Source organism: Sphingorhabdus lutea (assembly GCF_001889025.1).
Taxonomy (GTDB): Bacteria; Pseudomonadota; Alphaproteobacteria; order Sphingomonadales; family Sphingomonadaceae; genus Sphingorhabdus_B; species Sphingorhabdus_B lutea.
The window spans coordinates 1,238,049-1,261,015 of the sequence record NZ_CP018154.1; the positions used below are offsets into that span (position 1 = coordinate 1,238,049).

General features: G+C 46.4%; 17 protein-coding genes and 1 tRNA gene. 11 read left to right on the top strand and 7 right to left on the bottom strand.

Going from position 1 to position 22,967, the window contains the following annotated elements:
* Window positions 1-17: 17 nt before the first annotated feature.
* Complete coding sequence (locus tag LPB140_RS05890; RefSeq protein WP_072559051.1) at window positions 18-758, bottom strand: TrmH family RNA methyltransferase; 741 nt, start codon at window positions 756-758, stop codon at window positions 18-20.
* 182 nt (window positions 759-940) lie between these two features.
* On the opposite strand from LPB140_RS05890, the gene LPB140_RS05895 reads away from it, so the two are divergent.
* From LPB140_RS05895 to fdxA, 5 genes are all read left to right on the top strand, one after another.
* A tRNA-Tyr gene (locus LPB140_RS05895) sits at window positions 941-1,026 on the top strand.
* A gap of 357 nt (window positions 1,027-1,383) precedes the next feature.
* On the top strand, window positions 1,384-2,364 hold the full coding sequence (locus tag LPB140_RS05900) for a hypothetical protein (protein ID WP_156874151.1): 981 nt from the start codon (window positions 1,384-1,386) through the stop codon (window positions 2,362-2,364).
* A 164-nt stretch (window positions 2,365-2,528) separates the two neighbouring features.
* Window positions 2,529-3,782 carry an NAD(P)/FAD-dependent oxidoreductase gene (locus LPB140_RS05905; RefSeq protein ID WP_072559053.1) on the top strand — a complete coding sequence of 418 codons (1,254 nt, stop codon included), beginning with the start codon at window positions 2,529-2,531 and terminating at the stop codon, window positions 3,780-3,782.
* Between the two features lie 9 nt (window positions 3,783-3,791).
* Window positions 3,792-6,719: a helicase-related protein gene (locus LPB140_RS05910; RefSeq protein WP_072559054.1), complete on the top strand. Its 2,928-nt coding sequence runs from the start codon at window positions 3,792-3,794 to the stop codon at window positions 6,717-6,719.
* 91 nt (window positions 6,720-6,810) lie between these two features.
* Window positions 6,811-7,149 (top strand): ferredoxin FdxA, encoded by a 339-nt coding sequence (gene fdxA / locus LPB140_RS05915; RefSeq protein WP_072559055.1) that lies wholly within the window; start codon window positions 6,811-6,813, stop codon window positions 7,147-7,149.
* 132 nt (window positions 7,150-7,281) lie between these two features.
* Here fdxA and LPB140_RS05920 read toward each other — a convergent pair whose 3' ends face one another.
* Window positions 7,282-7,872 carry an HD domain-containing protein gene (locus LPB140_RS05920; protein ID WP_072559056.1) on the bottom strand — a complete coding sequence of 197 codons (591 nt, stop codon included), beginning with the start codon at window positions 7,870-7,872 and terminating at the stop codon, window positions 7,282-7,284.
* A 138-nt stretch (window positions 7,873-8,010) separates the two neighbouring features.
* On the opposite strand from LPB140_RS05920, the gene LPB140_RS05925 reads away from it, so the two are divergent.
* Window positions 8,011-9,195 carry a sensor histidine kinase gene (locus LPB140_RS05925; protein ID WP_072559057.1) on the top strand — a complete coding sequence of 395 codons (1,185 nt, stop codon included), beginning with the start codon at window positions 8,011-8,013 and terminating at the stop codon, window positions 9,193-9,195.
* The gene (locus LPB140_RS05930; RefSeq protein WP_072559058.1) at window positions 9,192-9,995 is read left to right on the top strand and encodes a LytR/AlgR family response regulator transcription factor; all 804 of its coding nucleotides are present in this window, start codon (window positions 9,192-9,194) and stop codon (window positions 9,993-9,995) included. The genes LPB140_RS05925 and LPB140_RS05930 overlap by 4 nt, the downstream gene beginning before the upstream one ends.
* Window positions 9,996-10,046: 51 nt before the next feature.
* Here LPB140_RS05930 and tadA read toward each other — a convergent pair whose 3' ends face one another.
* Window positions 10,047-10,499 (bottom strand): tRNA adenosine(34) deaminase TadA, encoded by a 453-nt coding sequence (gene tadA, locus LPB140_RS05935; RefSeq protein WP_418346543.1) that lies wholly within the window; start codon window positions 10,497-10,499, stop codon window positions 10,047-10,049.
* A gap of 134 nt (window positions 10,500-10,633) precedes the next feature.
* On the opposite strand from tadA, the gene rpmB reads away from it, so the two are divergent.
* On the top strand, window positions 10,634-10,924 hold the full coding sequence (rpmB, locus tag LPB140_RS05940) for a 50S ribosomal protein L28 (RefSeq protein ID WP_072559059.1): 291 nt from the start codon (window positions 10,634-10,636) through the stop codon (window positions 10,922-10,924).
* 13 nt (window positions 10,925-10,937) lie between these two features.
* Here rpmB and LPB140_RS05945 read toward each other — a convergent pair whose 3' ends face one another.
* Window positions 10,938-12,023, bottom strand: coding sequence for an esterase-like activity of phytase family protein (locus LPB140_RS05945; protein WP_072559060.1), 1,086 nt, complete (start codon window positions 12,021-12,023; stop codon window positions 10,938-10,940).
* A gap of 158 nt (window positions 12,024-12,181) precedes the next feature.
* Here LPB140_RS05945 and LPB140_RS05950 point away from each other — a divergent pair, with 158 nt between their 5' ends.
* Both LPB140_RS05950 and LPB140_RS05955 read left to right on the top strand, forming a co-directional pair.
* A complete protein-coding gene (locus LPB140_RS05950) occupies window positions 12,182-12,613 on the top strand; it encodes a glycine zipper 2TM domain-containing protein (RefSeq protein WP_232223469.1) in 432 nt (143 codons plus the stop codon).
* A 245-nt stretch (window positions 12,614-12,858) separates the two neighbouring features.
* Window positions 12,859-15,891, top strand: a complete 3,033-nt coding sequence (locus LPB140_RS05955; RefSeq protein WP_232223470.1) for an L-glutamate gamma-semialdehyde dehydrogenase — start codon at window positions 12,859-12,861, stop codon at window positions 15,889-15,891.
* An 82-nt stretch (window positions 15,892-15,973) separates the two neighbouring features.
* Here LPB140_RS05955 and LPB140_RS05960 read toward each other — a convergent pair whose 3' ends face one another.
* Complete coding sequence (locus tag LPB140_RS05960; RefSeq protein WP_072560518.1) at window positions 15,974-18,955, bottom strand: Rne/Rng family ribonuclease; 2,982 nt, start codon at window positions 18,953-18,955, stop codon at window positions 15,974-15,976.
* 447 nt (window positions 18,956-19,402) lie between these two features.
* On the opposite strand from LPB140_RS05960, the gene LPB140_RS05970 reads away from it, so the two are divergent.
* Window positions 19,403-19,615, top strand: coding sequence for a hypothetical protein (locus tag LPB140_RS05970; RefSeq protein WP_072559064.1), 213 nt, complete (start codon window positions 19,403-19,405; stop codon window positions 19,613-19,615).
* Here the strand turns inward: LPB140_RS05970 and LPB140_RS05975 are convergent, their stop codons facing one another.
* Together LPB140_RS05975 and ptsP are read right to left on the bottom strand one after the other, a co-directional pair.
* Window positions 19,616-20,461, bottom strand: coding sequence for a helix-turn-helix domain-containing protein (locus LPB140_RS05975; protein ID WP_072559065.1), 846 nt, complete (start codon window positions 20,459-20,461; stop codon window positions 19,616-19,618).
* A 140-nt stretch (window positions 20,462-20,601) separates the two neighbouring features.
* The gene (ptsP, locus tag LPB140_RS05980; RefSeq protein WP_072559066.1) at window positions 20,602-22,863 is read right to left on the bottom strand and encodes a phosphoenolpyruvate--protein phosphotransferase; all 2,262 of its coding nucleotides are present in this window, start codon (window positions 22,861-22,863) and stop codon (window positions 20,602-20,604) included.
* Between the last annotated feature and the right edge of the window lie 104 nt (window positions 22,864-22,967).

Consider the following 22,967-nt stretch of genomic DNA (forward strand, 5'->3'; position numbering starts at 1 on the left):
TTATACCCGATAAAATATTATCCCTGAGTGGCGGCATATAATGCAATGGCGGCGGCATTGGACACATTTAAACTTTCCATTTGTTCATGAATCGGCAATTTGGCCACCTGATCGCATTGTTCAGTAACGCCGTGGCGCATGCCTGGCCCCTCTGCACCAAGGACAAGGGCGTTGCGACCCGGGGTTAATGCCTCTTTCAAGCTTAATTCCGCATGACCGCTAAGCCCGATGCGCCAATATCCAAAATCGGCAAGCTCCCCCATTGTTCGGGCAATATTGACCACGCGTATCCACGGCACAATTTCCAATGCGCCCGATGCTGCCTTTGCCAATGTGCCGGTTTCGGCGGGGCTGTGCCTATCCTGTGTGATAATCGCCACGGCGTTAAATGCGGCGGCGCTGCGGAAAATTGCGCCCACATTATGCGGATCGGTAATTTGGTCCAAAATTAAAATGGGGCGAATATCATTGGGGTCTTCGGGCACAATTTCGCTTAACCATTTATCCTCCAATGGTAATAATTCAGCGATAATATTTTGATGCGGCGTATCCCCCGGGACAAGCCGCGCCATGTCGGTGGCCTGACAATAATTGACCGTAATGTCGGCGGGTGGGTCCAATTCGGCAATGGATTCGCGCGTGCCCCATAATTTTAATATGGTCCGATTCGGGTTATTTAACGCCGCCTCGACCGCATGGCGGCCCCAAAAGCGCGGATTATTTCCTTTTTTTTCCGTTGGTCGGCGACGTCTGTTCACTTTGATTCCTTTTTAATTTATTCAATTTGGCCATATATTGCGGCATTTACCGCAGGAAAGCCAAAATTATTTTATCATTTTTTTGCTTCTTTCTCACCTGACCCATTGACAGGCAAGCCCTGTTTCGCCATTGAGCCGCTTCGGCACTTTATATGACAGCGTTCATATTTAGTTTTCATCGTGGACAGGTGGCCGAGTGGTTAAAGGCAGCAGACTGTAAATCTGCCCGGGTATCCGTACACTGGTTCGAATCCAGTCCTGTCCACCACTTTTCAAACAGTATTAACGAACCAGTGTGTTTTTATTTGCCGCAAGACGCGGCGGGCGGTTCGAATCCAGTGCTGTCCACCACTTTTCAAACAGCATTAACGAACCAGTGTGTTTTTATTTGCCGCAAGACGCGGCGGGTGGTTCGAATCCCGTCCCGTCAGTACCTTCTCTCCGTCCCAAGGTCTATACATCAAAAACATAAAAAGTAGCGCCAAAAATTAATATGAAATTGTTTTAACTATTTCTTATCAATACGTTTTTATTCTATAACTAGAATGAATGCTATGGTGTCAAATTTTGGATAATTATATGAGCATGGCAGCAATTCATGGTAGATTTTTTAAGGAGTATTAAGATGAAGAAAAAGATAATCTCGGCTATAATTATGGCAACGTCATTGGTTGCGGCCCCCGCGCATGCGATGAATTGGTGTTCATTGTTGAAAATTATTCCGCAGCAGGAAAGCGATTTTGATCGGCTAGTCTCCTCTGCTGAGGGGGTGACGGGTTGTGAGGTTAGAAAAAATGATGGCGAGGGGTACGCGTCTTGGCTTTGTGCTGATGACCCAAATACTGATGATGTAAATGAGCTTTTATTATTTTCATATGAACGTATTCCAGGGGTTGGTATAAACATGTCTATAATAACAGAGGGTGCTTTTAATTTGGACAAGTTCCGTCAATGTGGGATGAAGGATTTGCAAGATGGCGTAAAATTTATGCCCGGTAATATCACCTATCGCGACCAATTATATATGGGTCATAATGGCCCCAGTTTCACACTTATTTCAATGGGTGGTACTAGCTTGATTTTTTATACCAAAAGTCAAGCTGATGTAGCGGAAAATTTATATTCATATTCGCAAGGATTTTTCAAAATTGAAAGTGAAAATAGCCCCAGTACCGAAGTTAAATTGGCAGGGTTAAGCCCCATTGATAATAATGTGTTTGATATTGTTGATGCATATAAAAAGCGCGGGGCCAGAATTCTGACAAAAAATAGTGAAATCCCTATGCTTCCTGAATGGACTTTGTCGCCGCCAACTGATTTAGAAGGGGTAAAGGAAATTAAAATAGATGGCGTGGAGCAGCATCTGCATAAAGCTGAATATATATTTGAAACTACATCGGATTATGAGCGTCATGTTGCACTGCTTGATGCTGCTTACGGTGTATCGGAAAGATATGATGCGGACGGTTGTACCAAAAATAATTGGGTATCTGGTAGAATACAGATGGTGGGTAAACATTGCAAAGGAGATTCGGGCACTTTACTATTCTCTAATAGCGTAGCGTTTGAACAAGCGGATCAATATTTAGCAGGTAAAAACTCCTGATAAATATGATTAGTCTCTTTAGTAAGCAATAGATGATGGCATATTTTACTTAATTTATTGCAAAGTTGAAAATTTGTTCGTCATATAAATGGCACTGCTATTGATTGGTTGGCATGTCGCCCATAAATGCGATATGATAATATGTAATTTTTAAGGAATAAAGCATGGTAGCCCGAAATTATGATATTGTCATTGTTGGCGGCGGCCATGCTGGTGCGCAGGCGGCCATATCACTTCGCCAAAATGGCTTTACGGGCAGCATCTTTATTATCAGCAATGAAAAATTATTACCCTATGAACGGCCCGCATTATCCAAAGATTATCTGGCCGGTAAGAAAAGTGCAGACAGATTGTTAATCCGTCCAGAGGCATTTTGGCAGGAACGCAATATTGAATTTTTATTGGGTGTTCGCGTTTCAAAAATTGATGCGGCGGGCCATGTGATTACCACCAGCGATCAAGGCGAAATTGCATATGGTCAGCTTATTTGGGCGGCAGGGGCCTCGCCACGTTGGCTGCAATGCAAGGGCAGTGAGCTTGGCAATATATTTTCCGTGCGGACAATGGGTGATGTTGACCAAATGCAAGCCGAATTGAAAAGCCCGCGTCAAATTATTATCATTGGCGGCGGTTATATTGGGTTGGAAGCGGCGGCGTCATTATCCAAAATGGGCCATGATATTACAATAATAGAGGCAGAGGAGAGGTTATTATCTCGCGTTGCCGGCGCCCCATTATCGCAATTTTATGCCGATATCCACCGGGCGCAGGGGATAAAAATATTATTGAAAAGCCAGGTTTCTGAAATTATTGGGCGTGAAGGAAAAATAAGCGCGGTTACTTTACAAGATGGAACGGTTCTGCCTGCCCATATTGCGATTATTGGAATTGGCGTCGTTCCCAATGTTGGCCCGTTGATGGAGGCTGGCGCGGCAGTGGGCAATGGTGTGGATGTGGACACATATTGCCGCACATCTTTAAATGATATTTTTGCCATTGGCGATTGCGCATCACACGCAAATCCATTTGCCGCAGGCGCGGTCATTCGTTTGGAATCGGTACAAAATTGCAATGATATGGCTAATATTGTTGCCAAAAATATTTGCGGCGAACCAAGTGAATATCATGCCGTTCCATGGTTTTGGTCAAACCAATATGATATTAGGTTGCAAACAATAGGGTTAAATTTGGGCTATGATGATATTATTATTCGTGGGTCGATGGAGGCGCAGAAATTTTCGTTAATTTATACGCAAAATGGGCATGTAATCGCGCTTGATTGTGTCAATAATGCCAAGGATTATGTGCAGGGCAAGGCATTGGTAGAGGCACGGGCGAAAATTGATGCCGATAAATTGGCCAATATTGATATGACATTGAAAGACATTTTTGCTGCCGAAACATTATTGGCGGAATAAAGCTATATTATGAGCAATATAAAGGCCATATTAGGGCCAACAAATACGGGCAAAACCCATGTCGCCATTGAACGGATGTGCGCGCATAGCAGCGGGGTTATGGGCTTTCCACTGCGTTTATTGGCGCGCGAAATTTATGACCGATTGGTCAGGATTAAGGGCGAGGCCAAGGTTGCTTTATTAACCGGCGAGGAACGGATTGAACCGCCAACGGCGCGATATTATTGCTGCACTGCCGAATCAATGCCCATTTTTTCGCCGCATATGGCAGTTCAAAATCACGCTGCGCAAAATATAAATGGCACTGTTTTTCGTGATTTTGCCTTTGCTGCCATTGATGAGGCGCAATTGGGCGCAGATCCAGAGCGTGGACATATATTTACCGACCGTTTGTTAAATGTTCGCGGGCGTGAGGAAACGATGATTTTGGGATCGCACAGCCTGTCGCCCATTATCCGCGATTTAATCCCCAAGGCAGAAATTAGCAGCAGGCCACGTTTTTCGACATTAAGCTATGGTGGACCGAAAAAGCTGTCCCGCCTGCCCAAAAGGTCGGCAATCGTCGCCTTTTCGGTGGAAGAAGTATATCGCATCGCCGAATTATTACGCCGATTTCGTGGCGGCGCAGCCATTGTGATGGGCAGCCTGTCGCCCGGCGCGCGCAATGCACAGGTGGAAATGTTTCAATCGGGCGAGGTGGATTATCTTGTCGCGACCGATGCCATTGGCATGGGGTTAAACCTTGATTTTGATCATTTGGCCTTTGCTTCTTTAATCAAATTTGATGGCCGCAAACGCCGCCGTTTAACCATTTCGGAAATGGCGCAAATCGCAGGAAGAGCGGGGCGGCACCAAAAAGATGGCAGTTTTGGTCCATTATCGGGCGAGTGTGAAATTTTCCGTGACGAGGAAATCGCCGCGATTGAGGCGCATGAATTTCCATTATTGGATAATTTATATTGGCGCAGGAGCGAGCTGGATTATTCAACAATTGAAACTTTGATTGATGATTTGGAAACCCCGCCAACTCATCATCGGCTGCGCAGTGCGCCGCCATCATTGGACATTCAAATATTAAAAAATTTGGCCAATATGCCCGCAATTGCCGACCAAATAAATAATGCGGATATGGTGAAAAAATTGTGGCAAGCGGCCAGCCTGCCGGATTTTCGCGGAATTGGCGTTGAACCACATAGCCGCTTTGTTGCTGGGCTATGGCGATATTTGGGGCAGGGCAGCGGCAGGATATCGGGTGAATATTTTGCCAAGGAAATTGACCGATTGGACAAGGCGGACGGCGATATTGAAATATTGACCGGACGGCTGCAATCGGTGCGCAGTTGGAATTATATTGCACAGCGACCTGATTGGGTTGATGAACCTGGCGGGCTTCGTGAACGGGCCGGCGCGGTGGAGGCGAGGCTTTCGGAAAATTTGCATCGGCAATTACGCGAAAGATTTGTTAACCGGCGAACATCGGTGTTGTTAAGGCAAAAATCGCAATTTTCCAATATTTTACCAGTTAAAGTTGACAAGGATGGTCAGATATTGGTTGATGGCGAAAGCATAGGAACACTTGACGGATTTCAATTCATCGTTGATGCAAATGCGAAACATGCTGATCGCAAAATTTTTGAAGCGGCGGCGCAAAAATCCTTAGGGACGATATTAAAAGAAAGGGCGTTTTTGGTGCAAGCATCTGGAGACGATAATTTTACACTAAACAACATTGCGGCCGGACAGGCGATTTTGCAATGGAATGATACGCCGCTAGGAACTTTGGAAAAGGGCAAAAGCTTGCTGCAGCCCGAATTTCGCCCGCACAGCGCGGTTGCCGGGCTGGAAGCCGACGCAATGGCTGCTGTGGTGGAGCGAGCCAAGGCATGGATTGACGCGCAAATCACCCGCAATTTGGCGGGGGTAAAAGCGTTGGATGAATTGGCCGAAAATCCTGAAATTGATGGTGCGATCCGTGCTTTGGCCGCGCAATTGGCGGATGCAGGCGGGGTTTCTGGCCGTGCATATTTGTCCGATTCGATTAACGCCATTGCCAAGGAAAATCGCGGAGCAGCGCGCAAGGCGGGCATTGTTTTTGGCGCATTGGATATTTTCCATCATGCCGCGTTAAAACCGGGTGCCGCACGGTGGCGCAGCTATCTTTCCGCCATTTATTTTGGCAAGCCAGTGGCCGATTTACCGCCCGAAAGCGCGGTTCATTTAACCGAATGGAATTTCGCCAGCAATGATGATTGCCGCAATGCAGGATATCGCCGTGTCGGTAATGAATATTTGCGAATCGATTTAGCTGAACGCATTGTCAAAAAAGCGCATGAGGCGCGGGGCAAGGGCGAAATTTCGGTCATGGATATGACATTTGCCACATCATTGGGGCTTAGCAATGATGCATTGACCGCATTGATGCGTGATGCAGGATTTAAACCAGCAGAAGCACATGAAGTTACGGCAGAGCCAGTAGCGGAAGTTAACGCAGATAGCGCAAAAATAGATAATGGCGATATAGCCGCGAGCGAAGTGGCAATAGCCGAAGCGCCCGCAACCGAAGCGCCCTCAGCCGAAGCTGAGGTAGTCGCAGCCGAAGTAGTCGCTGCAGAGGTGGCGCCGGCAGAGGTCGTGCCAGTTGAAATAGCGCCTGAAGCTGAAGCAGAGCCTAGCGCGGAGGCAGATGCCGCACAAAATATTGAACAAAAATTGCCGCCAACCTATTGGAAATGGGTGGGGATAAGACGCAAAAAATTTGATCGAAACAATAATGCGCATAAAATGGCTGAACGTGGGGATAGGCGCAATGAAAGGCAGAATAAAAAGCCTGGACATAAAAATAAGCATAAAGGTCCGCGCGATGATATGCCCCGCTTTGAACCCAAGCCGCGTCAAAATGCCGGACATTTTGATGCCCTATTGGCATTAAAAAAATAAATTATTTTTAAAAAAATACGTCTCTTTTTGTTGACTTCATATAATGATTGTTAATAGGGATTTATTATTATTTATTTTTGGGAGTTGATTTATGACATATGTAGTCACCGATGCGTGCATCCGCTGTAAATATATGGATTGCGTTGAAGTATGTCCTGTGGACTGCTTTTATGAAGGTGAAAATATGTTGGTTATCAACCCAAGCGAGTGCATTGATTGCGGCGTTTGTGAACCAGAATGCCCCGCAGAGGCGATTCTGCCCGATACAGAGGATGGTTTGGAAAAATGGTTGGAGCTGAACACCGTTTACAGCGCGGAATGGCCCAATATCACCACCAGCAAAGAGCCGCCAGCGGATGCAGATGAATTTAAAAATGTCGAAGATAAATTCGACAAATATTTCAGTTCAGAACCCGGCGAGGGCGATTGATTAAATTGATTGCAAAAAATTAAAAAAAGCCCGCCGACCATTTGGAAAGCGGGTTTTTTTATGCAAAATCAGATTGCAGTCAAATAAATATGCTGGCAAATAAATGTAAGGCACAGATAAATAAGCGTGCGATTATGCCGCATCCACCGCTTGTTTATACATGCTGGCCAAAGGGGCGGCCATGACGCGGCGGACCATGGGTTCAAAAAAACTCAAAGCTTCGCTTTTATATTCGGGGTCAAATGCGGCCTGATCATATTTTTCACAAAATTCGGCGCAAGCATCAAAATATTTATGCCCCCTGAAATTTTCGCGTAAATTGCGATCCATGCCCAGATAGTGGAAATAATAATATCCCTGAAATGCGCCATGATGTTCGCAAATCCAATGATTTTCTTCGCTCACAAATGGTTTAATAATGGCGGCAGCCACCTCTGGATGATTATAACTGCCCAAAGTGTCGCCAATATCATGTAATAATGCCATGACGACATATTGCTCATCACGGCCATCGCGGTGGGCGCGCGTCGCGGTTTGCAGGCAATGTTGCAGGCGATCGATGGGAAAACCGCCATAGTCGCCATCCAATAAACGCAAATGGTCCAGCACCCTATCGGCGACTTTGCTGGCAAAGGGCATGAATTGGCCTGCAATAATGCCCCAATCTTCTGCTGTTCCCTCTGTCATTGCGGTAAATTTTGCCTTTTTGTCCTTTTGCTCCATCTCGGCTCTCTCCTCTATTTTTTCCTCTTTTTAATTTGGGGTCAGTAAATATAGTAATCGCAAAGAATGTAATGAAAAGCGATAATATCATTTTATAAAATGCTGGTCTTTGGCGCGCTGTGTTTGTAAGATTATCAAATGGCAGTAATTGAATTAAGCACCCAACCATTTTTTTCTAATAAGAATAAGGCATTTTGGTATTTACACAGCCTTGGCTGGGCGGGCGCGGTTATTTTACGCTCGGCATCGGCATTGGCCAATGGACAGCCACTGGGCTTTTTAATTCCGCTTATTTTATCCGCGGTTACGGGATATTCCATCACCTTGCTTTTGTCGGTAATTTACCGTGCGGTGATTGAAAAACGTCCGTTAATTACTTGGGGTGTGACCACGATTTCGGTTTTTATTGGCGCTGCGATTTTTGCCTATATTGATGTGTGGGTGCTGCAAATTTTGCGCCCAATTGCCGAGGAAAAGGCATTTGTTCAATTATTGTTGGGCGCATTATATGTTGATGGTATCTTAATCGGCGCGTGGACCGCGCTTTATTATGCGATAAATTTCTTTGTTCGGGCGGAGGAACAACAAGATGAGATGATCAGGTTGGAGGCTCAGGCGACCAGTGCGCAATTAACAATGCTGCGTTATCAATTAAACCCGCATTTTTTGTTTAATACATTGAACAGTATTTCGACATTGGTTTTGTTAAAACAAACCGTTCAGGCAAATGCAATGCTTTCCAGGCTATCATCATTTTTGCGCTATACCTTAATAAATCAGGCAGAGGCCAAGGTGACATTGGCGCAGGAAATTGAAACATTAAAATTATATCTGGATATTGAAAAAATGCGTTTTGAAGAACGTCTTCGTCCCAGTTTTGAAATAGAGCCGCTGTGCACACAGGCTTTATTACCATCATTATTGCTTCAGCCATTAGTCGAAAATGCGATTAAATATGCCGTAACACCCAAGGAAGAGGGGGCGGAAATTTCAATCAAAGCGGTGAAACTTGGCGGGCGGCTGCGTATCATTGTGTCCGATAGCGGGCCGGGGATGACCGACCATCATGAAATGAAGATTAGCTCGACCGGGCTTGGCATGGCCAATATTCGGGAGCGTTTGTTACAGGCATATGGCGAAAATCAACGTTTTGAATATTATAGCGGCGCCGGAGGCGGGTTTGAGGTGTTGGTGGAGCTGCCCTATGAAGAAAAGAAAATTGAGATGCAGCAAAATAATATTTTTGCCAATAATGAAGTAAGTTTAGAAGATATAAGCAGCATTGGCGGCATGGATATTATGGGTGAAGGAACAAAGGCATGACCATTAAAACAATCTTGGTTGATGATGAAACCCTTGCCATACAGGGGTTGCAATTAAGGCTTGAGGCATTTGAGGATGTTGAAATTGTCGCAACATGCCGCAATGGACGCGAGGCCATTCGCAAAATTAAAACATTAAAACCCGACTTGGTGTTTTTAGACATTCAAATGCCTGGATTTGATGGATTTTCGGTGGTGCAGGGGATTATGGATATTGACCCGCCAATGATTGTATTTGTCACCGCATATTCCGAACATGCCATTCGGGCATTTGATGCAGAGGCGATTGATTATTTGATGAAGCCTGTTGACGAAGACCGCTTGCGCGACACTTTGGAACGGGTGCGCAGCAAAATTGCTGATAAAAAAGTGGGCGTAGAGGTGGAACGTCTGCGCGAGGTAATCAATCAGGTTGCACCCGATGCGGTCAATAATATTGATATAGAGGTTGAGGATGAAAATCTTGGCCAAAGATATGAAAAGCTGATTAACATTAAAGATCGCGGGCAAATTTTCCGTGTCGATGTGGAAACGATTGAGCGCATTGACGCGGCGGGCGATTATATGTGCATTTATACTGCGGATAATTCGCTTATTTTACGCGAAACGATGAAGGATTTGGAGAAAAGATTTGATCCGCGCGTTTTCCAACGTGTTCATCGCTCCACCATTGTGAATTTAAACCTGGTCAGAGAGGTAAAGCCGCACACTAATGGCGAATGTTTCTTAATTTTGGAATCGGGCGCTCAAGTAAAGGTCAGTCGTAGCTACCGCGATGTGGTGGCTCGATTTGTGCATTAAGGTGGGGAGTTAAGGCAGGGTAATTAACGGCGGAATGTTAAGGCGTGATATTTAACGGCGGCTTTGAAAAAATAATTTTAACAATGCCGTTGCTTCTTCGGCCATGATTCCACCGTAAATTTCCGGTTTATGATGCACAGTTGATTGGCCAAATAAAATCGGGCCATGTTCCACCGCGCCGCCCTTTGCATCGCCTGCGCCAAAATACAGCCTTTTTATTCGTGCATGGGCAATTGCGCCTGCGCACATGGCGCATGGTTCCAACGTCACCCAAATATCACAATCTTGTAACCTATCATTGCCCAGAAATTGGGCAGCATCACGAATGGCGGCAATTTCGGCATGGGCGGTGGGATCATGCGTGGCAAGGGGGCGGTTAAACCCACGTCCAATAATTTGCTGATTCTTTACAACCACCGCGCCGACGGGCACTTCATTTTCATCCATAGCTTGACGAGCAAGCGCCAATGCAGCGGTCATAAATGGCATTTGAGTTAAATTCATGGGCGATATTTAGACAGATAATATAATTTTGGCCATAGCTAGTCTTGACCTTTGTTTCATCTAAGTATAAATGCGCTTCTTCCACGGTTTCTTTGATTCCAGAAGTTTTTTTAATTTTGTCAGGATAATCTATCATGTCGCGCATTTGCGAATTGACCGGCAAAGGTCGCCTAGTTGGTAATAATGTTAGCCACGCTAACAATAAAACAAAAAGAACATTTCTGCCCAATTTGCAGAATGTAACATTGATTTCGGACGCGTTGGAGCAAAGCTTCAAATTTCGCGTTTCTACTTCTGGCTTACGTTCGGTTGAACATGTTGGCGGTTTGGACAATTGGTTGATGAAAACCAAAGCTGAAAAGCTAAGCGCCTCTGCGCAAAAAGTTAAAAAAGAGCTAGCTAAGAAATTGGCTGCTGCTGCCTAATCAGGCTTTTTAATTACATGCTTTGAAAGCCGGGGACTATGTCCACCGGCTTTTTGCTGTGCGTGCCATCATGGGCAAGATTGGCGGGCAGTTCAAATTTCATTAAAATGGTACGTTGCCATATATTGAAATTATTATCGGATATTATCCAGATATAAAAACGTCCATTTTCATGGGTAAGAGTGATCCCTTCCATATTATCCACCAATAAGGGGGGTGATAGGGTGGCAATGATTTTTGACGCGCTCATTTTATGTGGCGCAATATGCTGATTTTTTAATATGCCAATTTTGGCCGCAAAGCCTTCTGGAAAGCCGATGGAGCGATATAGGCATAAAATATCGCCATTTGGCAATAATGTCGCATCGGTTATTTTAAATCCCTTTGGCGGCTTATGGTAAAATGGGCTGGCCTTTGCGCCCCTTTCAACTGGATCGCCGCTGAATAAAATGGCTTGATAGCTGCCTTCTTCTGGGCCATCTGCGCCTTCTGAAAAAATAATGAACCGCCCGTCGATTAAACGGCTTATGGCCTCTGGCCCGCTATTGCTGGGCCAATTTTTCATTAAATCAGGCTGCACTTCGCCGGTGGAATTGGCGAAGGAGGGGGAGTAGCGGGTGATTTTCTGGGTAAATTCTGTCCCGACCCAATATTCACCAGTGGCCGGATTATATGCCATGCTTTCACTATCGCGGTCCTTATATGATTTTCCGGGGCCTGTGCTGTTGGGCAATGGCGCGATAAAGGGCCGGTCCGTTTGCATATCGCCGCTTAAACCGAATCCTATTAAAGTTCCGGCATCACTGGTCCCCAAGAAACGATTTTGGCCAATGGCAACCAATGCAGATATGCCGCCAAAATCGGCATTATAACTTTTCAATTCCCACGCAGAAATAAATTTTAACGGTCCGATTTGGGATAAATCAGCTTTATTTGCTCTGCCATTGTCGATTAAATCCAGTTTTTCAAACCAAATTGATTGGCTGTTATTTATTCTGGTTATCCTTAATCCTGCCAATAATATTATGAAAAATAATATTAAAATAAATGCTTGGGCATATTTATTATAGGAAGAGATTTTCAAACCAGATGCTTTCATTCACAAAAAGTGCCGTAAATATGAACGGAAGATAACAGCCACATTCAGCATTTGAACAGATGGTTTTTGGCATAGCTATTTTCACGGGGCAAAACAATGGCCGCTCATTTTATTTTGAAGACAGAATAAATGGCGTCTTTTTAAAGAAGTGGTGAAATATGATGATGTATAAGATGTCAAAAATTGCTTTAATCGGTGCAAGTGTCATTTCAATGATTGGTGTGTCCAATGCAGAGGCAAAGGGCGCAAATCATTATCAGTCTAAACCCGGCTATTATCAATATAGCGGATATAATGATGGTTATTATGAAGGTCGCCGTGATCAACGCCGTGTCGAACAGCAAAGGGATAGACGCCAAGAACGTTATGATGACCGCCGCGATAGCCGCAATGTTTATCGCAGCAATAATAATGCCTATCGATGTGATAAGGGCACGGGCGGCACAATTATTGGCGCAATCGCCGGAGGATTGGTCGGTAATGAAGTCGCGCGCCGTGGCAATAAAACCGAAGGTGTCATTATTGGCGCGGCGGTTGGTGCAATGGCGGGCCGGGCAATAGACAAATCGGATAGCCCCTGCCGTCGATAAATATCAATTAGAGATAAAAAAATGATAAGATTGCTCAAATAAAAATTATTTTATTAAGGAGCAACTATCCCGTCCAGCATGAATATGGCCCCTGAACTGGTTCATATGCTGGGCGGGATTTTACTTTTAACAGGATATAGTTGCACAGGAAACTTGTAATATAATTACAATTAGTGCAATCGGACATGGGACAGGAAAGTCATTTTTAAGAAATTTATCAAATCATCAAAAATAGGATTATTGCCATGAACGCTTCATCTTCATCCTCACCATCGGTAAGCCTGAAAATGATAGAGTTTCGACATATTATGACGCAGATAAGCCATGCGCCAGAGCCTGATATGATCTTGCCATTGGCCCATGCGATAAAAATGTCCGATGAAGACAGCCAAATTGTAAAAGAAATAGCCAAGACGCTTTTGACTTCACTGCGCAAGGCACAGCATGAAGGCTGGGTTAATCAATTTTTGAATGAATATCGTCTTGGCACAGAAGAGGGCACGGCCTTATTATCTTTGGCAGAGGCATTTTTGCGCGTGCCGGACCATGATACTGCTGATTTGTTAATCTCTGACAAAATTGGCAATGCAGATTGGGGAACGCATAGCGGCAAATCAGCCAGCACATTGGTGAACAGCGCGACATGGGGGTTGGTATTGGGCAAGGCAATGGTCGGCCCAAATGAAGGAAGCGTCCTGAAAACTTTAATCGCGCGCACGGGCGAACCATTTGTGCGCCAGGGCGTGGGCGCCGCCATGCGGTTAATGGGGCAAATTTTTGTGATGGGCCGCAATATCGAAGAAGCGGTAAAGCGCATGAATAAAAGCGTCAATCGCGGTTTTACGGCAAGTTTTGATATGTTGGGGGAGGCCGCTCGGACCGAGGATGATGCGACGCGTTATTTTAACGCCTATTGCGATGCCATTCGCAAATTGGCCAAATTCCAATCAAAGGGTAAGGCGCTGGGCCATAGTATATCGGTTAAATTATCGGCCCTGCACCCGCGATATGAGGTGGCACATCGCCATAAATGCGTGCCGGAATTGATCGAAAAATGTCTGCAGCTTGCCCAATTGGCGGCGGATTCAAATATATTATTGACCATTGATGCCGAAGAGGCGGCAAGATTGGATATGAGCCTGGACATTATTGAGGCGGTGGCCAGCGCACCACAACTTGCCCATTGGGATGGCCTAGGCATGGCGATACAGGCATATTCAAAGCGGGCAATGGCCGTAATTGGTTGGGCCGATGAGATGAGCGGTGTTTATGGCCGCAAATTACAGGTGCGTCTGGTAAAGGGTGCATATTGGGATAGTGAAATTAAATATGCGCAGGAACAGGGGCTTTCGGGATATCCTTTGTTCACGCGAAAGGCCGCGACCGATGTGTCATATTTGGCATGTGCGGCCGCCATGTTGGATGCAAAAAATCTATTCCCCGCCTTTGCCACGCATAATGCGTTGACGGTGGCCAGCATCATCCATCTTGCAGGGGATAGGCGCGATTTCGAATTTCAACGCCTGCACGGCATGGGTGATGGGTTATTTGAAAATTTGGTGCGGGAACAGGGATATCAATGCCGGATTTACGCGCCCGTTGGCGGACATCGTGATTTGCTTGCCTATTTGGTGCGGCGTTTGTTGGAAAATGGCGCGAATAGCAGCTTTGTCCATCAATTATCCGATCATAATATGACCGATGATGAATTGTTAAAAGATCCGGTTGATCGGATTATATATATAAAGGGGGCGCGCCATCCCTCTATCCCGCTTCCATGTGATTTATATCAACCCGAACGGTTGAACAGCAGGGGGGTTCATATGGACGATGCCGGCACGCTCGATGCCCTCATGTCCCGTATGAACCAACCAATTGATTTAATTGCGCCACAGCAAATATCGACTGACACATTATCGGCCATGATTGCCAATGCACAAAAGGCATTTGTGCCATGGTCGCGCATGTCGGTGGATAATCGTGCTGCCATATTGGAAATTTGGGCCGATCTTTTGGAGGAGCAACGCGAAACTGCCCTGCAAATATTGGTGAAAGAAGCAAATAAAAATATATTTGATGCGATAAATGAGGTTCGCGAGGCGGTTGATTTTTGCCGTTATTATGCCGCGCAGGCACGTGAACAAATGCAGGATATAATCCTGCCCGGCCCCACGGGGGAACAAAATATATTGCGCATGGACGCGCGCGGCATTTGGGCCGCCATTGCACCATGGAATTTCCCCTTGGCCATTTTTATGGGGCAAATCGCCGCTGCATTGGTGACGGGCAATGGCGTCATCGCAAAACCGGCCCCGCAAACCCCTATTATCGGCAAATTTGCGGTTGATTTGGCATATCAGGCCGGCGTGCCCAAGGATGTTTTGCAATTTGCCAATGGAGGCGCAGATTTGGGCAAGGCACTGGTGGAAGATGCGCGCATCAATGGCGTTGTCTTTACCGGTTCCGTTCCCACCGCGCGGCATATTGCACGCAGTTTGTTGATTGATGATAATCGGCCCTTAGTTCCTTTAATCGCCGAAACGGGTGGGTTAAATGCCATGATTGTGGATTCAACCGCCCTGCCGGAACAGGTTGTCCGTGATGTGATTATTTCCGGTTTTCAATCGGCAGGACAGCGTTGTTCTGCGCTGCGTTTATTGGCGGTGCAGGATGATATTTACGACAATTTGGTCGAAATGCTTTGCGGTGCAATGGACAGTTTGAACATTTGCATGCCCGATCGGGCGGACTGTGATGTTGGGCCGGTAATTGATAAAGCATCATATGATAAATTGATGGGTTATTTGGAAACGCAAAAAAATAATATTATTAAATCAGCCAATGTTCCCAAAAATGGATTATTTGTGCCGCCAACCTTAATCGCTATTGATAAGGTTTCCGATTTGCAAACCGAGTGGTTCGGCCCGATTATCCATATTGTGAAATGGCGGCGCGGCGGCATGGATGCGTTAATCGCGCAAATTAACAATAGCGGTTTTGGTCTGACCATGGGTGTACATAGCCGCATTGCCCGCGTGACACAGCGAGTAGAGGCACAGGCACGGGTTGGTAATTTATATGTAAACCGTTCCATTATCGGCGCGGTCGTGGGCAGCCAGCCATTTGGCGGGGAAGGGCATAGCGGCACCGGACCAAAGGCCGGCGGGCCGCATTATTTAAGCCGTTTTTGTGTGGAAAGAACCATCAGCACCGACACGACCAGCGCGGGCGGCAATGCCAGCCTATTATCTTTGGATGATGATGATTTTGAATATTGATGCTATTTTATAAAAATAGGCCCAAAAAAAGGCGCTTCTAAATATATAGGAGCGCCTTTTATATGTTAGATACTAAATGGCTTTAGCCAAAGGTGCGTTGCCACCATCCGCCCTTGCGCGGGCCTTTTTCTTCTGTATTTGCGGCACTATCAGCTTCTTCAGTCTCGACCTTTTTTTCTGCCGCCTTTTTAGGCTTTTCGGCTTTTTCTGCCTTTGCGGCTTTTGCTGGCTTCACCGTTTTTTCTGCATCCTTATCCGCCGCTTTGCCGGTGGTTTTAGGCGCAGCTTTTTTACGTGTTGCTGGCTTTTTCGCGGCGGCGCTTGCCTTTGGCTTTGCCGCTTTTTCGCTTACATCGTTGGAATCGGCGGTTTTCGTAGCCTTTGCCTTGGGTTCAGCCTTTTTACGGGTGCGGGCAGGCTTTTTCGCCGCTGGCTTGTCGCCAGCTTCTTCGCCATTGTCCGATATTGCCGATGCGCTATTTGTTGCGGCATCAGTTGCAGCTTCTTTTGCTGCAGTTTCAGCTTTCTTTTTCGCGGTTGATGCGCGGCGCGTTTTCGGTTTGGATTCTGCTGTATCTTCGTTGGTTGATACGGCTTCTTCCTTTACCTTTTTGGCACGTGCAGCAGATGGCTTACGGCGTGCCTTTGGCTTTGCTGCACCATTTTCATCATCGCTGCTTCCATCATTGGCCTGCACCTCTTTGCCCGCTGCATCATTGCCATGCTCTTGATTATTGCGGCCATCATTATTGGCATCTTCATTTGCATTTTTACGGCGGCGCGAACGGCGCGGTTTTTGCGATTGTTCATCATTATTGGCGGCAAGATTATCGCCCGATTGCGCCTGCTCGGCTTGATTGGAGCCTGCATCATCATGGCCATTCCTATCCTGCTGCGCATCATTATTGCGATCACGTCCGCCACGGCGGCCACGACGACGACGTTTTTTGCGCGGCTCGCCATTTTGGTCATTGCCGCGATCATCTTGGTCATCATGGCGATGCCCGCCTTCTGAACGCTGATTATTTTCTGCCTCTACTTCTTCCTCATCGTCAAATTCTTCGACAATTGGGGCTTTGGCAATGGGGCGGCGGGTCGATGGCGGGCCAGATGAGCTGACCGTCATTTTTGCGCCTTCAACCTCTCCATTTGGTGTGACCGAAATCCGAACGCCAAATCTATCCTCAATATTGGCCAGTTCATGACGTTTATTGTTCAACACATAAATGGCGGCCTCTTGGCTTGCCGACAGGCTGATAATGCTGCCCTTGCCTTGTGCAGCTTCATCCTCAACCATCCGCAAGGCGGATAGAGCAGAGGAAGATGCGGTGCGCACCAATCCTGTTCCTTCACAATGTGGGCATTCGCGGGTCGATGCCTCCAACACACCGGTGCGCAGCCTTTGGCGTGACATTTCCATTAAACCAAAGCTGGAAATGCGGCCAACCTGTATGCGGGCGCGATCATTTTTCAACGCATCCTTCATCGCGCGCTCAACCTTGCGGTTATTGCTGTGATGTTCCATGTCGATAAAATCGATGACCACCAAACCTGCCATATCGCGCAGACGCAATTGGCGGGCAATTTCACGAGCTGCCTCTAAATTGGTGGACAGCGCGGTGGCCTCAATCCCATGTTCTTTGGTCGAACGGCCAGAGTTAATGTCAATTGAAACCAGCGCCTCGGTCGGGTTGATGACAATATAACCGCCAGATTTTAATTGCACCACCGGTTGGTACATGGCGTTTAATTGATCCTCCACCCCATGTACTTGGAATAATGGGGTTGCATCGCTGTATAATTGCACCTTGCGGGCATGGCTGGGCATCAATAATTTCATGAAATTGCGCGCAACCTTGAAACTATCCTCACCCTCAACCAAAACCTCATCAATATCACGATTATAAATATCGCGTATCGCACGTTTGATTAAATCGCTGTCCGAATGGATTAAAGTGGGAGCTGCGCCTTTTAATGTTTTTTCGCGCACCTCATCCCATAAACGCGCCAAATAAGTAAAGTCGCGCTTAATTTCCACCTTGGTACGGGACATGCCCGCCGTGCGGATGATACAGCCCATGGTGCTGGGCAATTTCATTTCCGACACAATTGATTTTAATCTTTTGCGATCGGATGAATTGCTAATCTTGCGGCTTATCCCGCCGCCATGGCTGGTATTGGGCATTAATACGCAATAACGACCCGCTAATGATAAATAAGTGGTCAGCGCCGCGCCCTTATTACCGCGTTCTTCTTTGACGACTTGAACCAATAAAACCTGACGGCGTTGGATAACGTCCTGAATTTTATAACGGCGGCGTATCGCAATGCGCTTTGCGCGCATTTCGTCGCTGGCCTTTGGCGCAGAACGGCCATTGCCGCGTCCATTTTGGCGCCCGCCTTTTTGGCCATTTTCACGGTTATTATTACCGCGGCGACCACCACGGCCACGTCCGCGACCACGGCGGCTGCGATTTTGGCGATTTTCGCCATCTACGCCATCTTCATCGCTGCCATCTTCGCTATTTACGTCGTCTTCATCTTGATGAGAGCCGTTTTCACTATGAGACGCCTCATCATCTTGGGATGCGTCATCTTCATCATCGCCATCATCATCGCTATCGCCGGTTTCGCCTTCGTTAATATCGATAGTGTCCACGCGCTCATCGCTTTCAATTTCGATAAGCTCATCTTCATCTTCATCTTCATAGGATGGGGAAACCTCACCGGCTTCTTCCATTTCCTCTTGTTCGCGCATTGATGCTTCTTCGGCCGCAGCCTCTGCCTCTTCGGCTAATAAACGTTCGCGATCTTCTTTGGGGATTTGATAATAATCAGGATGGATTTCAGAAAAAGCCAAAAATCCGTGACGATTGCCCCCATAATCGACAAAAGCTGCCTGCAATGATGGTTCAACCCTGGTTACTTTGGCAAGGTAGATATTACCTTTTAACTGTTTATGTTCCTCTGATTCAAAATCAAATTCTTCAATTTTATTTCCTGTTACTACTGCTACGCGGGTTTCTTCCCGGTGCAGCGCGTCGATTAACATACGCGTCTTCATGCTGATTACTCCAAATACCGCGCATTTCATTATGAATGAATATTCCATTTTTCATGGTCCGGCCAAATGTGATCATTGGTCCAAATTGAACCTGACCATATTGAACGGAATGTTCATTGTTAAATTTTTGCGGGGTATGATTATGTTGTATGCTCATATATTTAAACCATTTTCTGGTTGATATGGTTGAGCAAATGATGTGAAAAATTTATAAAAATTTGTGTCTGCTATTGCGGTATCGCATGGTCTTTTCTGCCATGCCTTATCCATATTTGGATTGCCAATAATTGCATGGGGCAAGTTTCTTGCGCCGATGAAATCAGCTCCAACTATATAGGGGACATTATGCCGCATAAAGCATCAACCTAGATGGGCCATCATGATTGATGACCGGAATTCGGATTCAATTAAGTTTTTTCAATTGAATATTGCGACGCTAGCACCGCAATGGATTTGGAGCAAGAGATTGTCATCAATGCGCATATTATTTTTTTATCAACAAGGCATAATCTACAAAATGTTGCAAAATATTTATCAAGCTTAAAGGCAATATTATTTGGCGCGATATTATATGGCTGGCTGGTCAATGTTAATGATGGGCCAGAAATAGTGCGATCCAGTCAACTTGGTGGACCAGTAATATTGATGGGTCGGCGTTGATTATTGCGCAGGGGTTGCGGGCGGCGTGGCTGTGGGCGCAGCCGTTGCTGGCACAGCCGCTGCGCTTTCTTCCTCCGATGGCCGCGCCAATAGCGCCTTTGCACTAATCGGCAGATCAGAAACCGTGCGCTCTGCTGTGCCCAATGGGGCGACTTCTTTGCCGCCAATGGTCACGGTCAATAAATCTGGGCGTCCGGTTAATAATAATGGTTCTTTTGCTGTTGCTGGAATGGTAAAGCTTTCGCCCGCATTCATTTGCTTTTCAAAAATGCGCTCGCCCTCTTTTTCATAAATTCGCAGCCAAATTTCACCCTTTGCGGTAAACACAACTGGCCCTTCGGCGGTTGGTGCTGTTGCGACGGCCTGTTTTTGCTTTGGCGCGTTTGCGGGCGCTTCATTGCTGGCTTGTTCTGCGGGATAGTTGATGACATCCATTTGCGCGGTGCGCCAAATTAAAAATGCCGCCAATAGGACCGCCGCAATTCCAATTGCCGACCATGCCAGCCATTTTGGCGGGATTGTCGCGGAATCAACCTGCTCATAATGTTCCATTTGAGAGGCGCGGCTAACGATATTTTGTTCGTTCAATTCCTCTCTTATATCGCTGGCAAATTGGACCTCATCCAAATTTAACGCGCGGGCATATGCCTTCACAAAACCGACAATATAGGTAATGCCGGGCAAGGCGGAAAAGTCAGAAGCCTCCAGCGAAAGTATATGGCGTTTGGGGATTCGCGTTTTTTCGGCAATTTTATTAAGATCAAAATCCTGCAGCTGGCGTTCATCTTTCAAACGCTCGCCAACGGTTTTTAATTTAATTTCATTATTTTCTGCTTCTTCGCTCACCTAAAAACTCCACGACCCCAAATGGCATTCATGCCTATTTTCCCTGTTTTTACATTCATTGCTGGCTGCAACCACTTTGTCAATGTGGATATATGGTGGAGGCAGTCTAAATAATGTAAAAAATATGACCTCAATATGATTTAATCCAAATCGACGCCATGTTCTTCTGCCCATTTTTCCAGCTCTGGCCGTAAATTGGGGCAGGGGGATTTTAACAATTCCTGCATCTTTGCCTCAATTTTCGGGATGTCAGTTGAAATGACCAGGCTTTTTATCGATCCAATTGCCGCAGGGGTAATGGATAATTTGCGCACGCCAATGCCCAATAATGCCAATGCCTCCAACCGTCGGCCACCCATTTCACCGCAAATGCTAACATCCACATCATGGGCAATACATTCTTTTACCACACGGTTTAAAAAACGCATAATTGCAAGGCTTAACCAATCATAACGTTCCGCCAATCGTGGATGTGCGCGGTCGGCGGCGAATAAAAACTGGGTCAAATCATTGGTGCCAATGGAAATAAAATCAACCTTTGGTAATAATATGTCCAACATGTCGGCCAATGCGGGTACTTCCAACATCACGCCATAGCGTATCTTGCTGGGGGGTTGCTTGCCCCTTTTCTTTAACAGCGCCAATTGATCATCAAAAACCTGTTTTGCCTCATCAAATTCCCATGGCTCTGCAATCATGGGAAACATTACTTGTAATAATTTTCCCGGCGATGCTTCCAATAATGATTGGGCCTGCGCCTTCATCAACCCACCATGGTCAAGGGCAAGGCGCACCGCGCGCCATCCCATTGCGGGATTTTCCTCATCCTGCCCGCGATTTTGCAGATAGGGTAGTGCCTTATCCCCGCCAACATCAATGGTGCGAAAAATAACTGGTTTATTGCCTGCCACATCCAAAACATCGCGGTAAAAACGAATTTGTTGTTCACGGCGGGGCAGAGTGGCGGAGACAAGAAATTGAAATTCGGTCCGGAATAATCCTATGCCATCCGCGCCTGTGGTGGTTATGGAGGAGACATCATCGCGCAGGCCGGCATTGATCATCAAATTGATGCGTGTGCCATCAATGCTAATCGGTTCAATATTGCGCATAGAGGCAAATTTTGCCTTTTGCTCTTTTTTCAGGTCCAGCTCATGTTGGAATGCTTCAATCGCTGCGCCGCTGGGCCGGATGATGACATTTTTTTGATCTACATTAAGCAGCAACATGTCATTTTCGCGAATTTGCCCGCGAATAGAGCCAATGCGCCCCAATACTGGAATGCCCATTGCGCGCGCCACAATGGTAACATGCGCGGTTAATGAACCTTCTTCCAATATCACGCCGCGTAAACGCCGCCTATCATATTCCAACAGCTCCGCCGGCCCCAAATTACGGGCCACCAATATGGAATCTTCGTTTAAGCCAAGCTGCGCCGCCGTGGACATTTGGCCCGAAACAATACGCAGCAACCTGTTGGACAAATCCTCCAAATCATGCATGCGTTCGGCCAATAATGGGTCATCAATTTGCCGCATCCGCATTCGGGTGCGTTGTTGCACATGTTCAATCGCAGCCTCAGCGGTCAGACCGCTGTCAATTGCTTTGTTAATGCGTCTTGACCAGCCCTCATCATAAGCGAACATTTTATATGCGGCGAAAATTTCAACATGCTCGCCCGCATTGCCAAATTCGGCCTGATTGGCCAATTGTTCAATTTGGTCGCGCATTTTGGTAAAGGCGGTGTAAACACGTTGGCGTTCAACCTCCACATCCTCTGCCAGAACATGTTCAATTCGAATATTGGGTTCGTGGAAAATAGCTTTGCCCAATGCAACGCCCTTTACCAATGGCAAGCCGTTGGCAACGGCGGTGGATTGGTCCATTTGCGCATCATCACTGCCATCAATTAAACCAGCCCCGGCGATAAGTTCGGACATCACCATCGCCACTGTTTGCAGCGTTTCAATCTCTACATCTTCATATTTACGTGGTTCGGCATGTTGCACCGACAAAACGCCAACCGCTCTTTCCGCGCGAATAATGGGGACGCCGGCAAAGCTGTGAAATTTTTCTTCGCCCGTTTCGGGTTTATAGGCAAAGCGGGGATGGGTCGCTGCCTCATCAAGGTTTAACGTCTCGACATCCTTGGCAATTGACCCGACAAGACCTTCGCCAAGAGCAAGGCGGGTGACGTGCACAGCCTCTTGATTAAGGCCGCGCGTTGCAAATAATTCCAACATCCCTTCACGGCGCAAATAAATGGAGCAAACCTCGCTTTGCAATGTTTCGCCAATAATATCGACGATCATATTTAATTTGGTTTGCGCGCCGCGCTTTGACGCCATTAAGTCATGCAGGTTGGTCAATATAGTGCGAGAAGATTGGGATACGATATTCATAGCCACATGCTATCAGAATATATCATGATAGGCGAGATATAAACTTTCACCATATCCCAATATTTTGTTTCGCAATTTATTTTAATTATTAATAGGTTTCAGCC

Coding starts and splice junctions, on each gene's coding strand:
- LPB140_RS05900 (WP_156874151.1), top strand. CDS start 1,384: ATGAAGAAAAAGATAATCTCGGCTATAATTATGGCAACGTCATTGGTT.
- LPB140_RS05905 (WP_072559053.1), top strand. CDS start 2,529: ATGGTAGCCCGAAATTATGATATTGTCATTGTTGGCGGCGGCCATGCT.
- LPB140_RS05910 (WP_072559054.1), top strand. CDS start 3,792: ATGAGCAATATAAAGGCCATATTAGGGCCAACAAATACGGGCAAAACC.
- fdxA (WP_072559055.1), top strand. CDS start 6,811: ATGACATATGTAGTCACCGATGCGTGCATCCGCTGTAAATATATGGAT.
- LPB140_RS05920 (WP_072559056.1), bottom strand. CDS start 7,872: ATGGAGCAAAAGGACAAAAAGGCAAAATTTACCGCAATGACAGAGGGA.
- LPB140_RS05925 (WP_072559057.1), top strand. CDS start 8,011: ATGGCAGTAATTGAATTAAGCACCCAACCATTTTTTTCTAATAAGAAT.
- LPB140_RS05930 (WP_072559058.1), top strand. CDS start 9,192: ATGACCATTAAAACAATCTTGGTTGATGATGAAACCCTTGCCATACAG.
- tadA (WP_418346543.1), bottom strand. CDS start 10,499: ATGAATTTAACTCAAATGCCATTTATGACCGCTGCATTGGCGCTTGCT.
- rpmB (WP_072559059.1), top strand. CDS start 10,634: ATGTCGCGCATTTGCGAATTGACCGGCAAAGGTCGCCTAGTTGGTAAT.
- LPB140_RS05945 (WP_072559060.1), bottom strand. CDS start 12,023: ATGAAAGCATCTGGTTTGAAAATCTCTTCCTATAATAAATATGCCCAA.
- LPB140_RS05950 (WP_232223469.1), top strand. CDS start 12,182: ATGATGATGTATAAGATGTCAAAAATTGCTTTAATCGGTGCAAGTGTC.
- LPB140_RS05955 (WP_232223470.1), top strand. CDS start 12,859: ATGAACGCTTCATCTTCATCCTCACCATCGGTAAGCCTGAAAATGATA.
- LPB140_RS05960 (WP_072560518.1), bottom strand. CDS start 18,955: ATGAAGACGCGTATGTTAATCGACGCGCTGCACCGGGAAGAAACCCGC.
- LPB140_RS05970 (WP_072559064.1), top strand. CDS start 19,403: ATGGATTTGGAGCAAGAGATTGTCATCAATGCGCATATTATTTTTTTA.
- ptsP (WP_072559066.1), bottom strand. CDS start 22,863: ATGAATATCGTATCCCAATCTTCTCGCACTATATTGACCAACCTGCAT.